The following is a 13,566-nucleotide window of genomic DNA, read 5'->3' as shown; positions in this document are numbered from 1 at the left end:
TTTTTTAAACGGCAACAGGTGCTTTGATAGCTGGTTCGCTATCGTAATCCAAAACTTTGATGTCATCCATCGTGTAGTCAAAGAGTGACTTTACTTCTGGATTTAGCCAGAGTTTTGGTAGTTTGTGCATTGGTCGTGAGAGTTGCTCGTTAATTTGATCAATATGGTTGTTATAAATATGTGTATCGCCAATTGTATGAATAAAATCGCCGACTTCATAGCCAGTTTGGGCAGCAACCATATGAAGCAATAGGGAGTATGAAGCAATGTTAAACGGCACACCAAGGAAAAAGTCACCGGAGCGTTGATATAGTTGTAAACTAAGCTTACCATCAGCAACATAGAATTGACTTAAAACGTGGCAAGAAGGTAGAGGTGCTTGAGGTGTGGTTTCAGCGTTCCATGCCGTCAAGATTAATCGCCGAGAATCAGGGGTTGTTTTGATTTGATTGATAAGACGATTGACTTGATCAATCGTGTCTTCACCGGCAGTTAAGCTGTTTGTTTTCCAACCACGCCATAATTTACCATAAACATCACCAATGTAGCCGTACGTTTCCTTAAAATCGTCATCATGAAGGATTTTGTCGACAAAAATAGCTTTTTGTTCCTGATAGGCTTTGTTGAATTCAGCATCATGCTGTGAGCGTTGGCCAAAGCCGCTCATATCAGGGCCATCATAGGCATCAGATTCAACCCAGTTTTTAAAAGCCCATTCATCCCAAATATGGTTATTGTGTTCGAGCAAAAAACGAATGTTATTGTCACCACGTAAAAACCATAAAAGTTCACTTTTAATTAAGCCGAAAAAGACCTTTTTTGTGGTTAAGAGTGGAAACCCTTCCTGTAAATTAAAACGCATTTGTGTGCCAAACAGTGAATGTGTGCCGGTTCCGGTACGGTCACCTTTTAAAGTACCCTCATCGAGAATTTTTTGTGCTAGATCTAAGTATTGCTGTTCATTTTGAGACATGTTTTTTATTGTACGCGCTTTAGCTATTTTGGATAGTTTGACACGCGTGATTCCTTTCAAAAATCATTACTTAAATATTAACGAAAACGCGATTTAATAGCAAATTTGTACGCTTTTTAAAACGTTGTTCTGACGCTTGTATTGACGTGTTACAAAATTGTAATAAACTCTTGAGTGCTTGTCGTTATTGGTTTTTTATTGAATAATAATAACAAAAAATACTTTTAAATGCTATTCGTTTTCTAAAAGTAAAAAATATGGTAAACTTAAAAATAGTTCGTGAATTGCATGGGTTTTCTGACGAACTAAAAGTTATCATTCATGCGCGATAAATTGGTTTAAATCAATTTGATGGGCTGTTTGTGATGAAAATGGTACTTGCTTAAGTGAAACATGTTTTTGACGTAATAGTTCTTCAGCAAATGGATCATTATGATAATTGCGCATAAAGTTAATGTTACGAATGCCTGCTTGGAGCAAGAGCTTAGTACATTGCACGCATGGTACATCTGTAACGTAAACTTCTGCACCGTCAACGCTAATGCCCATTTGCGCTGCTTGCATGAGCGCATTTTGTTCAGCATGAACGGCTCGTACACAATGACCATCGACAATGAGATCACCAACCTCAGTGCAATGGGGTGTACCTGCAACACTACCGTTATAACCACTTGCTATTATGCGATGATCTCGCACGATAATAGCGCCTACGTGTAATCTTGTGCATGTTGATCGTGTGGACAGAATGGCTGCCTGTGCAATAAAATATTGGTCCCAACTAATACGTGTATCCATATAATGTGCCTCGTTTTGTTTTTGAATCTGATAGAATGAGTATAACAAAATATTGTGAAGATTGAAGGAGATTTTTGAATGACAGAGCTACTTGACGGTGCCAAAGTTGCCAAAATAATTAACGACAAAACGGCTCAACGTGTGACAAAACTAGATAAGCCAGTCACGCTTGCTGTGATTTACGACCCAGACAATGAAGGTAGTCAATTGTATGTTGGCATGAAGTCTCGGAAAGCAGCCAAGCTTGGTATTCAAACACGTGATATTCCTGTTGGCGCAGATGAAACAACGGACAGTGTTATCGCTTTGGTTGAATCGTTAAACGCGGATGATGATGTGACAGGAATTTTAGTTCAAAGTCCATTGGCTAAAGGCATCAAGGAACGACAGGTATTTTCTGCAGTTGCGCCTCAGAAAGATGCTGACGGTTTAGGTGCAACTGTTCAAGGTATGCTGTTTGGGGATGCTTTGGAGCCGTATACTGTCGCAGCGACGCCACAAGGTGTGATGTCGTTATTGAATTACTATCATATTCCTATAAAAGGCAAAGTGGCTTTAGTTGTTGGTAGATCTCAACTATTTGGGCGACCAATGTCAGCTTTATTAAATAATGCTGATGCAACGGTGACGGTTGCACATCGCTACACAGAACCCGCGGTTTTGAAACGTTTGCTTAAATTTGCTGATATTGTAGCCGTTGGTGTGGGTATTCCTAATTTTATTAAAGGGGAAGATTTGAAACAAGGTGCCACCGTGATTGATGTGGGGATGAACGTCGTTGATGGCAAAGCCACTGGAGATGTTGACTTTGATTCAGCACAAGGTATTGCAGATTTTATTACGCCAGTGCCCGGTGGTGTAGGGCCAATGACAATCGCTACTTTATTGGAAAACACAGTGACATTAGCGGAATTAAATCAATAATTTAATGAGAGGTTATGGCACTGAAATGCGTTATAACCTCTTTTTTGTTCACGATTTATGATAGACTTGAAATTATAAGTGAGGTAAATGATGAAAAAATTAGATAAATCGTTGTTTAACATTAAAAGTTTAAGTCAATTGATTAAGATTAGTGAACGTTATTATTTTACACAAACACAGTTGCGTGAAGTTGAAAACGATACACAACATCGTGTTTGTCAATTGGTTGATGGACAAGTGAATGTGATTGCTGAAGATGCATGGCTACCACAAAATGTGAATGGACAATTAGCCTATCTACAAAAAATTGATGGAGTTGCGCAATTGTTTGTTGCTGGTGAACAAAAAACATTCGAAGCTGCAGGTGTACACCAATACACAGCAACAGCGGATAATAATCATGTTTATTATCTCACCATAACGAGCCATCAGTCGCCAATACCAGTATTATCAGAGCGACCAATACCACGTCGCATTACTGAAAAAAATTATAAAGCTGACGGATATGGTCTCATTGATGAATCAACTCAATATCGTATTACCTATTTAGATATTTCTAAAGATCTGACAAAAGTTGTTCTAAATACTACAACGCGTACAACTTTATTAGACCAATTTGATCATAAATTATTATTGACACAAACTGATAACATTGCTGGGCTTGGGGAGAGTAATAGAACATTTTTGTTGGTCAATGGTCAAATGATTGAAGTGAGTCAAAATTTGCCACATGGACTTACTGCGGATGGAATTTTTGATCCAAAGGGTGAAAAAATTGCATTGATCGCTCATGATGGGCAGTATACTAATGCAAGAATTTTTGGTGTGTATCTATATGACATTAAACGATCTACTCTCACGCCTATATTTGATTCTGATGTTGATGCTTTGCAAGATACGATGAGTGATGTAGTCTTTTTAAAGAGTATGCATCAATTGTTTTGGCGAAATGACACGGAAATTGAATTCGTTGCGACTTATCATGGTCACAACCGTCTATACCGTTTGACAACAGATGGTATTTTGACGTTACTAGATGATACGCAACGCGCTATTTTGTCTTTTACGTCAGAAGCGCTGATCACTTCTTATACCAATATACCTTCACAAATTGAAACTAGGCACGGTGATATTTTGTATCGACCGGATTCACAAGAGGCGTTTGTAGTGGCTCAAAAATATCAATTTGCTTCGGAAGATGGTTCGATGGTTGATGGCTGGTTTATGCATGCGCAACGACAACCAGCGCCAACATTATTGTACATTCACGGTGGACCACATGCGGCTTATGCTGATGCCTTCTTTTGGGAATTCCAAATGTGGGTTTCACTTGGATATAATGTCGTTTTTACCAATCCGCATGGCTCAACTTCTTACGGTCAAGATTTTGTGAAAAGTGTGATTGGACATTACGGAGAGCAAGACTATCGTGATGTTATGACCGGCTTTAAAGCGGCACTATCCAAATTTTCTGATGTGATTGATGTGCGTAATGTATTTGTGGCAGGTGGTTCCTATGGTGGTTATATGACCACTTGGATTATTGGTCATGATCAACGTTTTAAAGCAGCTGTTGCTCAAAGACCGGTCATTAATTGGATTAGCATGTTTGGTACAAGTGACATCGGTTATGATTTTTCAAAAGCTGAATTGAAATTGGATTTGCAGGACAATAATATTTCAAAATTATGGGCAATATCACCATTAGCTTATGCCAAAAATGTACGAACACCGATTTTACTACTTCATGGTGAATACGATCTACGGACGCCATTAGGCCAGTCAGAAGAATATTTCATGGCGATTAAAACACAAACAGATACACCGATTGAATTAGTGAGATTGCCTGAGAGTTTTCACGGTGTTTCAAGAAATGGTCGACCAAATCTTCGTATTGCGCGGTTGAAAGTCATGGATGATTGGTTTTCTAAATTTAAAAATTAATTTGTTAAAAACATTTAGCGCAGCATGAACTAAGTGTTTTTTTGTGAGTTAAATTGTTTGTTCACGTATGATACTATGAGCTCAAAAAAATAGAAGGGGGAGATTTTGGCATAATGATTGATGATATGTTGGAAAAAGCTAAAAAACAACGAGTGAATGATATTTATATTTTGCCAAATGATGATAACAAGTATGTCATCAAGTTTCACATGAATGGTGGATTAGCGTCCAAATCAAATATTTCTGATGAGGATGCAGAAAAATTAATATATGCAATTAAATATCGTGCAAAGATGAATATCTCAGAAAGACGTCGACCACAACTAGGTCGTTTTCGTGGGGCACATGTATGGATTCGTGTTTCCAGCGTTGGTGATTTTTTGAATCGTGAAACTGTGGTCTTGCGTCTTATCTATTCTGAGCAGCATAAGCAACATTGGCTATCTTCAAAGCAATTTGAGCAAATGCAACTTGGTTTACCGGAGTCGGGTTTATTTCTCATCTCTGGACCGACTGGTTCAGGAAAAACAACGACGCTTTATCAGTTGTTGCAAAATATTGCCGACAACAAGCTAGTTTTAACGATTGAAGATCCAGTAGAAATTAGAAATCCTAACTTTGTTCAGTTACAAGTTAACGAAGCAGCTGGTATTGGTTACGAAGCGTTAATAAAAGTTGCTTTGCGACATCGTCCAGAGATTTTATTAATTGGGGAAATTCGAGATTATCAAACGGCTAAAGCAGTCGTACAGGCTGCTTTAAGTGGTCATCTAGTTATCAGCACGATACACGCCATGTCAGCGCGAGAAATTGTGTTGCGCTTGCTAGAGTTAGGTGTGGATCGTAATCAATTGTTGGCAGCACTAACAATGGTAGTTTATCAAAGATTAGTACCAATGACATCAGGCAATCAAGCAGCGATTGTTGATGTGCTTTGTGGCAGTGATATTACGATGGCTACTGGTTTCACAATACAATGGCAGGAGGTTCTTGATGAAGCATTTTTGGCAGGCAAAATTACATCAGCAACGCGAACAACATTTCAGTCGCTTTAAATCAAGTGATCAGGTGCAATTTTTTCAAGAGCTTGGTGATTTGCTAGCCTCCGGGTATAGCATTAGTGAAAGCATTGATATTATGAAAGATGCGCATCAGAAGTGGCAGCAGCAATTAAGCGCGATTAAGGATGGACTCCATGAGGGACAGACTTTTCCTAGTGTTATGTCTATGTATGTGAACCAAAACATATTGGTTCAGCTGAATTTAGCTCATGAACATGGCGATTTAAGCACTACTTTGGTGAAAATGGGACAAAATTTATCTCAAATTGCACAACAACAAAATAAAGTGAAACAAGTGATGCATTATCCGATTATCTTGTTAGCAATATTAGGTGCCATGCTATTAGGACTTAAATTTTTTCTTTATCCAATATTGAATCAATGGCAAAATTCGTCTCAAGAAACAGGGGTTTATGATGGTCGCGCCATTGCAATATTAATGATGGCACTGCTACTGATAACAATCATTTGGCGATCTTGGCGTCGTATGAACTGGATAAAAAGGCTTAATGTTATGTCTAAAATACCAATCATTAGTTTGATGACTAAAACGGTTGTGTCGTATCAAGCTAGTCAACAAATAGCTTCAATGCTATCGGGTGGCTTAACGCTACCAGATATTATTAACGCCATTGCATGCCAAAATAGTCGTTCAGCTTCAGTTTATTTAGCCCAAGATGCACAAAAATTTTTAAAAGCAGGTGGACAGATCGATCGTTATATTTTGTCTAAGCAATTTTTTAATCAATCATTGGCTGGGTATTTTATGAGAGGTTATACCCCAAAAACATTAGCGCGATATTTAGATTATTATGCAAAAACACAGTTTAAACTGTTAATGCAGCAAGCCGACCGGTTAATCGGTACATTGCAGCCCATTTTTTTTGGCATCATTGGCATAGCGATTATTGGTTTATATCTCAGCATGCTACTACCGATGTATCATGCCATAGGAGGATTATATAAATGAAACTTTTTAGAAAAAAATATAGTGGATTTACATTAATTGAAGCAGCAATTGTTTTATTTATTGTTAGCTTACTAATGTTAATTATTTTGCCTAACTTAAATGCACAACGTAAACATGCTGTGACAACTCATGCTGCCGCAATGGTGACAACAGTACAAACACAAATTGATTTGTATCAAAATGATCACCCAGATGACAGTGAGGTGACCATTTCTAAACTAAAAGCAAATGCTTATTTAACTGACAAGCAACTACAAAAAGTGCAAGACCTTAAAATTACAATTGTGAATAATGAAGCTCACCAATAGCGGATTCACGTTGGTTGAGTCAGTAATCACATTACTCATCGTTAGTTTATGCTTGGTAGTTGGCGCGCAACCACCAAAGACAGTAGGAAAAAATACAGATCAATGGTTGGTAACGTTTAAAACGAGGTGGCAAAATGCGCGGCTAACTGCTCAGAGTCAAGGACGTTCGGTGACAGTTATTTTTGATCGGTCTGAGATGTTAATAGATGCTGAGCACATACCTTATCCGAAAAATTATTCAAAATGTGTTCACCAACAAATAAGCGTTTTGCCAACAGGTTATGTTGCGCCAATTACCATCACACTTAATGGTTCGCCAAACATCAAGATTATTTTTAGTTTAGGAGGTGGTGAATTTCGTGTATCTAAAAAATAGCCATAAACAAAAAGGATTTGTTTTGGGAGAAGCAATGTTGTCTTTAAGTTTAGTAGGAACGTTTGTGGTTTTTGAATATGATCAATTTCATCAATTTCAAAAGCAACAGCGTCAACTCAATAAGGAATTAACTACTTTGCAAAAAGAAAAGATTGAAGCCTTGGAATCGTGGGAAGAATATGCTGGCAAATAGAGCGTTTACACTATTAGAATCATTGATTGCTTTAAGCCTGGCAGCATTGGTTATGGTTACAATTCAGTTTTTGATACCTCATTTAAATCAAGTGACTCAACCAGACGACAGGACAACATTTCAAACAGCTTTGCATCAATTAGAAATCCAAAAATATAGTGTAAAAGATAATAATAATCATGTTATTAATTTGATGAGTGCAGACAGCAAAAAAATGACGTTAATGTTGCGAAACAATAAATTACAGTTGAGTGCTAAAGGTAGTGGACAAATTATTTTAATGGAAAATGTTGATGATTTGCTCATTACGGCCAGTGGTAGTCTTTTTAAACTGACGATAAAAATTCATCATCGCACCATTCATGGTATTTTATATTTACAGAAGGTGGCAACCTCATGAGAAAAAAACAAGCCTACGTTTTGGTTACTACAGTCATTATATTGGGTGCGTTGAGTACAGTATTTGTCTTACAAAACATTGCCTTTAATGAGCAATTAAGGGCGCAAGCAAAGTTGATACAACTGACGAAAATTAACGTATTGCAGGCTCGGGTGAGCTTGTTATATGCGACAAATGGTGATAAATCATTGATGTTTGATGGTATCATGGCAACAGTTGATGATCAGGAAATTTGTGTGTCAATTCAAGGTCGCCAATTAAAGGTTCCGCTGCTTGTGAAATAATCATTGAAAATGCTTGGAAAACCGTCTAAAATGTTACTTATGACACAAGAAAAAGTTGCACAATATTTTGACGCCTTATCCAGTACTACACACGAATTATCTCAGGAAATCGATGTGAGTTACGTTGATGCCCTAATCGAGGTGATTGATGATATTAACGCTGGGGATGTTCACCGAGAACTAGGAAGACCCAGTCAATCAGTCGCTGAAAAAATTGAACAAGCTATTCATTTGAATTGGTCACAAGCAAGTGATACTGATAAGCGTAAAGCAGTTCAACTGGCTATTTTGCAAGCAAACCGGGATGATAGAACTCCGGCGAACTATCAAATTACCCCAGATGGTATTGGTTATTTACTTGCTAGTTTGATTAGCCAAACAGCAAGTTTAGTCGATGATGATACGATAATTGATATCACGGTTGGATCAGGAAATTTACTATGGACAGTTTCAGAGAATTTAGATTTTCGTTTAAATAAGATTGGCATTGATAATGATGAGACCCAGTTAGCTTTGGCTGCTGCAGGAGATGAACTAATCAATCCAAATGCACCAACGACATTTTATCAAGCAGATATCTTATCCTTAGATGAGACACCGAAAGCTAAAGTCGTTATCGCAGATGTACCGGTCGGCTATTATTCGGTTGATGATGCTAATCAATTTGAAACTCAGTCATCAAATGGGCAAGCGTGGGTACAAAATTTGATTGTCGAAAAATCATTGTCTTTTGTGAGTGATGAGGGTTGGGTTTATTTAATTGTCCCAGCTGCACTATTAAGCGGTGATAATGCTAAACAATTGTTACAATTTGTAACTTCTCATACACAACTAAAAGCTTTTTTACAGTTACCAAATGATTTTTTCCAAGATGAACGAGCAGCAAAAGCTATTTTAGTATTGAAAAAAAAGTCTGACCAAACCCAAAAAGAGGTATTGATGGGGCAGTATCCATCTTTGAAAAATCCCAAAAAAATTCAAGAATTTTTGCAAGATATTGAAGCGTGGGTTAAACTGGATAAAGAAGTGTAATAGTCGTATGATTATATTATCAAATTAGTTTTCGTAAGTGTAACAAGTTCAAGAAAGACAGGTAAAAAGGAAAATCATGGCTAAAACAATGGCTGTTAACGCTGGAAGTTCATCACTAAAGTTTCAATTATTGGAAATGCCGGCAGAACAAGTTATCGCGCAAGGTGTTATTGAACGAATTGGCATGGATGATGCAATCGTTACAATCAAATACGGCGCTGAAATTGTAGCTGAACGCTTGGTTGGCCATTCAGATGATGATGAAGACCACATCACAATCACAAAAGATGGTAAGGGCAAAAAGTATGAAAATGTTGTTCCTATCAAAGATCATCAACAAGCAATCAACTTCATGTTACAAAAATTAACAGATTTGGGTATCATTGAAGATTTCCAAGAAATTACAGGTGTAGGCCATCGTGTTGTTGCAGGTGGTGAGTGGTTTAACCATTCAGTTGTTGTTACAGATGAGGTATTAGCTAAGATTGATCGTTTGGCTGATTATGCGCCACTGCACAATCCAGCAAATGCTATGGGCATTCGCGCATTCCAGAAATTGTTACCAGATGCATTGTCGGTAGCTGTGTTTGACACATCATTCCATCAAACAATGCCTGATGTTAATTATCTTTACTCAATGCCTTATGAATATTACACAAGATATGGTGCACGTAAATATGGCGCTCATGGAACATCACATCGTTATGTTTCGGCGCGAGCAGCAGCGATGTTAGGAAAAGATTTAAAAGATCTTAAGTTGATTACGTTACATTTGGGTGCAGGTGCATCTATTACTGCGATTAAAGATGGTAAGTCATTTGATACCTCAATGGGATTTTCACCTTTGGCTGGTGTCACAATGGCAACACGTGCAGGTGATGTTGATCCATCACTAGTTTATTATATTCAAGAACGTGAAGGCTTAACAAATGATGAAATGTTGAATGTTTTAAATAAAAAGTCAGGATTACTTGGCATTTCAACTATTTCCAGTGATATGCGTGATTTGTTGGATGTTCAAGATACGAATGAACATGCTAAGTTAGCAATTAATATCTTTATTAATCGCGTAATTAAATATGTCGGTCAGTATGTAGCAGAGATGAATGGCGTTGATGCTATTGTATTTACCGCGGGTATTGGGGAAAATTCAGTACCGGTTCGTAAAATGATTGTGGATAAATTAAGCTACTTTGGCATCAAGTTAGACAATGAAAAGAATAATGTCCGTGGCGAAGAAGTCGAAATATCAACATCAGATTCAAAAGTTAAAGCATTGTTGATTCCAACCAACGAAGAATTGATGATTGCGAGAGATGTAGAATCTTTAAAAGGATAAGCATAGTGTGATAAAATGGTAAACGGCTGGTGTTTCGAAACGCTAGTCGCTTTATTACGTTTACGAGGTGAAAAGCATGGAGTCGAGAAAACAACGACATCAGCATGAAATTAAGAACGCTGAAGCGCAAGACGCTGGTATAGACCCGTTTGCTGATGATTATCAAAATGGTAAAGGTGGACCACGAAAAATAAAACGTGGGACACGAAATCGTTTTGTTGCTTTTGTGTTGCTAATTATTATCGTTGTTGGTGTTTTCTTTGGTGGAAAAGCGTTGTTTACTGATCAGTATGCTGCTTTGAATCCAAAGGATACCACGTTTAAGACAGTGAAAATTGCTTCTGGATCAACTTCAATCCAAATGGCAAATATTTTGCAAAACAAAAAGATTATTAAAAGCGCAAAATCGTTTAATAAATATGCCCAAAAACAAGGTGCTGCCAGTCTTCAAGCTGGAACTTACAAATTTTCTCCCTCTCAAACAGTTCAGTTGATTTATAAACAAATGACTTTGGGACCAGGGGTAGCACCGCAGTTAGGCAAGGGCTATATATTGGTAGCCACTGGGCAGAGCCAAAGTCAAATTGCTAAAAACGTTGCTGATGAAACTAAGTTATCCAACATTAAAGTTAATAACGCCTTTACAGACAAAACTGTAATTGCAAAAATGAAGATCAAATACCCTGATTTGTTAAAAGGTATGGCCTCGGATGGTAATCTTTCTGACTATATTTATCCAGCTGCATACGATTTGAATGGCGTTAACACCATTAATGATGCGATTACTCAACTATTGGCTACTTCTGATAAACAGCTTAAACCTTATTATAAGGATTTAAATAGCGATGGCATTAACAAAACTGCTGTGATTACTTTGATGGCAACGACAGGAAAAAAAGAATTTGAACATCGATTGGCATTTGTTAATAAAATTGCGCCCTATGCACAGACTTTGAGTAAAAAATATGGTATTTTAGCATCTATTTCAATTGCTCAGGCTGCGCATGAATCAAATTGGGATAACTCAGTACTATCTTCTAAATACAACAACTATTTCGGTGTGAAGACTCAGGATGAAACTGCCGGCAAATCTGTTGTATTAGAGACAACTGAATATGTTGATGGACAGCCAGAAACACAAAAAGCCCGATTCGCAGTTTATAGCGATTGGAAAGAAAGTATGAAAGAACATGCCGAAACTTTGGTTAATGGTAATACCTGGAATCCTACTCAATTCCAAGATGTCTTGAACGCCAAAAATTATAAAGCAGCTGCTAAAGCGCTTTATAAAGACGCTTATGCAACTGATACGAATTATCCCACGTTGATTATTAATTTAATTGAAACATGGAATTTACAGCGTTTTGATAAGTAAAAAAACTGCCAAAATTGGGCAGTTTTTTTTAAATGTGTTGACGTGCATTAATTAGTTTAGATAGAATCTCTAACATAGTATTGATTTCTTGTTCCGTATACTCCCCAAGTATTTGTTTTTCGTTTGCTGAGATACGTCGATGAAGTTCACAATGTAAGCGTCCTAATTCTTCTCCTAAATTAGTTAAACGCAAGGAAATTTCTTTTTTGTTATCTTGAGGATGAAATTTCTCGACTAAAGTTAATTGAGCAAGATGATTAACATATCTTGATAGCATACCTTGTGACAAATTAGATGTCTGTTGTAAGATTTTAAAAGTGGTGACGTTGTCGTTGACTACCAGTTGACTCAAAATTTGTAATTCAGAATGTGTGAAACGCTTTTGTGTTGCAATAATAGTTCGCGCATCAGCAGATTGAGCGTGCTTTAAAAACCATTGTTGTTCTAAGTCGTTTTCACTATGGCTGTCTCGTAAAAGTTGTTTTATTTTTTCGAATTGTTGCTGTTTTTCCATTTTAATTACCTGTAATAAATATTGACTTTAAAGTATTTAAGTTATATACTTATTTTACATTACCGGTAAACAAAAAACAAATGGAGATAATTACTATGAAAGCAGCAGTTGTAAGAGATTTTAAACAAGGACCACAATATGAAAAAAACTTTTCCGAACCAAACGTTGATGAAAATCAAGTGATGATTGACGTGACGGCATCGGCTTTGTCAAATCGTGCTCGCGGTGACGCGACAGGCACTCATTATGCTGCCGAAGGTATTTTGCCAATGGTACCAGGTGTTGACGGCGTTGGTTTATTGCCGACTGGTGAGAAAGTATTTTTTGTTGGCAATGGGGGATTTGCTGAGAGGGTTGCGATTAAAAAAGGACATTGGGTCGGCGTACCAAAACAACTAGATGATCAAAAAATCGCTGGTATGATGAATCCTGCTTTGTCGTCATGGATGGCCTTGAAATACCGTGCTCATTTTCAAAAAGGACAAAGTGTTATGATTTTAGGGGCAACTGGTAATGCAGGAATGCTGGCCGTACAAATTGCCAAACGTATGGGAGCAACTGAAATCATCGCAGTTGGACGGAATCAAGATAAACTCGAAGCACTGTTAGATTTAGGCGCTACTGCAACAATACGTCTCACGGATGATGTCAAAGCTTATCAAGATCAATTAGCAGCAGCTGGGCGGCAGGTTGATGTCGTTTTGGATTACCTTTGGGGTGACATTACCGCCAACGCAATGAAAGCTATTATTCCAAATAGAACACATGATGAGCAAGAACTAAAATGGGTTGAAATTGGTAGTATTGCTGGTCAAGCTGCACCCATCCCAGGCGCAGCATTTAGAGCTGTTAAGCTACAATTGATTGGTTCGGGACAAGGATCGGTTGGTGTTAAAGATATGATTCAATCTTTTAATGACATTATTGCAGCTGAAGTGAGTCAGCCATTCGCTTTCACTGTTAAAACAGTTGGTCTATCAGAAATTGAAAAATATTGGACAATTCCTAGTTCTGAAAGATTAGTTTTTGTACCAACTCATTAATTAATGAGTAATATGACTAAACAACAATTAGGCGC

16 protein-coding genes are annotated in these 13,566 nt (G+C 37.5%); 13 read left to right on the top strand and 3 right to left on the bottom strand.

Translation table 11 applies throughout. The features are described 5' to 3' along the window. Positions 1-4: 4 nt before the first annotated feature. Positions 5-973 carry a thymidylate synthase gene (locus FF105_RS02950; protein ID WP_010278573.1) on the bottom strand — a complete coding sequence of 323 codons (969 nt, stop codon included), beginning with the start codon at positions 971-973 and terminating at the stop codon, positions 5-7. Positions 974-1,288: 315 nt separating this feature from the next. Beyond that, on the bottom strand, positions 1,289-1,768 hold the full coding sequence (locus FF105_RS02945) for a ComE operon protein 2 (protein WP_010278571.1): 480 nt from the start codon (positions 1,766-1,768) through the stop codon (positions 1,289-1,291). Between the two features lie 78 nt (positions 1,769-1,846). On the opposite strand from FF105_RS02945, the gene FF105_RS02940 reads away from it, so the two are divergent. From FF105_RS02940 to FF105_RS02885, 12 genes are all read left to right on the top strand, one after another. Beyond that, positions 1,847-2,692 carry a bifunctional 5,10-methylenetetrahydrofolate dehydrogenase/5,10-methenyltetrahydrofolate cyclohydrolase gene (locus tag FF105_RS02940; protein WP_010278569.1) on the top strand — a complete coding sequence of 282 codons (846 nt, stop codon included), beginning with the start codon at positions 1,847-1,849 and terminating at the stop codon, positions 2,690-2,692. Between the two features lie 90 nt (positions 2,693-2,782). Continuing rightward, positions 2,783-4,636: an alpha/beta hydrolase family protein gene (locus FF105_RS02935; RefSeq protein WP_010278567.1), complete on the top strand. Its 1,854-nt coding sequence runs from the start codon at positions 2,783-2,785 to the stop codon at positions 4,634-4,636. Between the two features lie 113 nt (positions 4,637-4,749). Then, on the top strand, positions 4,750-5,691 hold the full coding sequence (gene comGA / locus FF105_RS02930; protein ID WP_290046337.1) for a competence type IV pilus ATPase ComGA: 942 nt from the start codon (positions 4,750-4,752) through the stop codon (positions 5,689-5,691). Further along, complete coding sequence (locus FF105_RS02925) at positions 5,630-6,667, top strand: type II secretion system F family protein (RefSeq protein ID WP_010278562.1); 1,038 nt, start codon at positions 5,630-5,632, stop codon at positions 6,665-6,667. Before comGA ends, FF105_RS02925 begins: the two co-directional genes overlap by 62 nt. After that, a complete protein-coding gene (comGC, locus tag FF105_RS02920; protein WP_010278559.1) occupies positions 6,664-6,975 on the top strand; it encodes a competence type IV pilus major pilin ComGC in 312 nt (103 codons plus the stop codon). The genes FF105_RS02925 and comGC overlap by 4 nt, the downstream gene beginning before the upstream one ends. Then, the gene (locus tag FF105_RS02915) at positions 6,959-7,351 is read left to right on the top strand and encodes a prepilin-type N-terminal cleavage/methylation domain-containing protein (RefSeq protein WP_290046336.1); all 393 of its coding nucleotides are present in this window, start codon (positions 6,959-6,961) and stop codon (positions 7,349-7,351) included. Before comGC ends, FF105_RS02915 begins: the two co-directional genes overlap by 17 nt. 34 nt (positions 7,352-7,385) lie before the next feature. After that, positions 7,386-7,544, top strand: a complete 159-nt coding sequence (locus FF105_RS02910; protein WP_210727933.1) for a hypothetical protein — start codon at positions 7,386-7,388, stop codon at positions 7,542-7,544. Next, positions 7,531-7,944 carry a prepilin-type N-terminal cleavage/methylation domain-containing protein gene (locus FF105_RS02905; protein WP_010278551.1) on the top strand — a complete coding sequence of 138 codons (414 nt, stop codon included), beginning with the start codon at positions 7,531-7,533 and terminating at the stop codon, positions 7,942-7,944. The genes FF105_RS02910 and FF105_RS02905 overlap by 14 nt, the downstream gene beginning before the upstream one ends. After that, on the top strand, positions 7,941-8,228 hold the full coding sequence (locus FF105_RS02900; RefSeq protein ID WP_010278549.1) for a hypothetical protein: 288 nt from the start codon (positions 7,941-7,943) through the stop codon (positions 8,226-8,228). The genes FF105_RS02905 and FF105_RS02900 overlap by 4 nt, the downstream gene beginning before the upstream one ends. 39 nt (positions 8,229-8,267) lie before the next feature. Further along, positions 8,268-9,260, top strand: a complete 993-nt coding sequence (locus FF105_RS02895) for a class I SAM-dependent methyltransferase (protein ID WP_290046335.1) — start codon at positions 8,268-8,270, stop codon at positions 9,258-9,260. Positions 9,261-9,336: 76 nt separating this feature from the next. After that, positions 9,337-10,599, top strand: coding sequence for an acetate/propionate family kinase (locus FF105_RS02890; RefSeq protein ID WP_010278546.1), 1,263 nt, complete (start codon positions 9,337-9,339; stop codon positions 10,597-10,599). Between the two features lie 76 nt (positions 10,600-10,675). Next, entirely contained in the window at positions 10,676-11,974 is a 1,299-nt protein-coding gene (locus FF105_RS02885; protein ID WP_010278544.1) for an endolytic transglycosylase MltG, read from the top strand. Positions 11,975-12,002: 28 nt separating this feature from the next. Here FF105_RS02885 and FF105_RS02880 read toward each other — a convergent pair whose 3' ends face one another. Then, positions 12,003-12,488 (bottom strand): MarR family transcriptional regulator, encoded by a 486-nt coding sequence (locus tag FF105_RS02880; RefSeq protein WP_010278543.1) that lies wholly within the window; start codon positions 12,486-12,488, stop codon positions 12,003-12,005. 95 nt (positions 12,489-12,583) lie between these two features. On the opposite strand from FF105_RS02880, the gene FF105_RS02875 reads away from it, so the two are divergent. After that, a complete protein-coding gene (locus FF105_RS02875) occupies positions 12,584-13,531 on the top strand; it encodes a quinone oxidoreductase family protein (protein WP_010278542.1) in 948 nt (315 codons plus the stop codon). The last annotated feature ends 35 nt before the right edge of the window (positions 13,532-13,566 follow it).

Origin of the sequence: Leuconostoc sp. UCMA20149, from assembly GCF_030400235.1 — a bacterium.
Lineage (GTDB): Bacteria > Bacillota > Bacilli > Lactobacillales > Lactobacillaceae > Leuconostoc > Leuconostoc pseudomesenteroides.
This window is presented reverse-complemented; position numbering and strand designations above follow the sequence as displayed.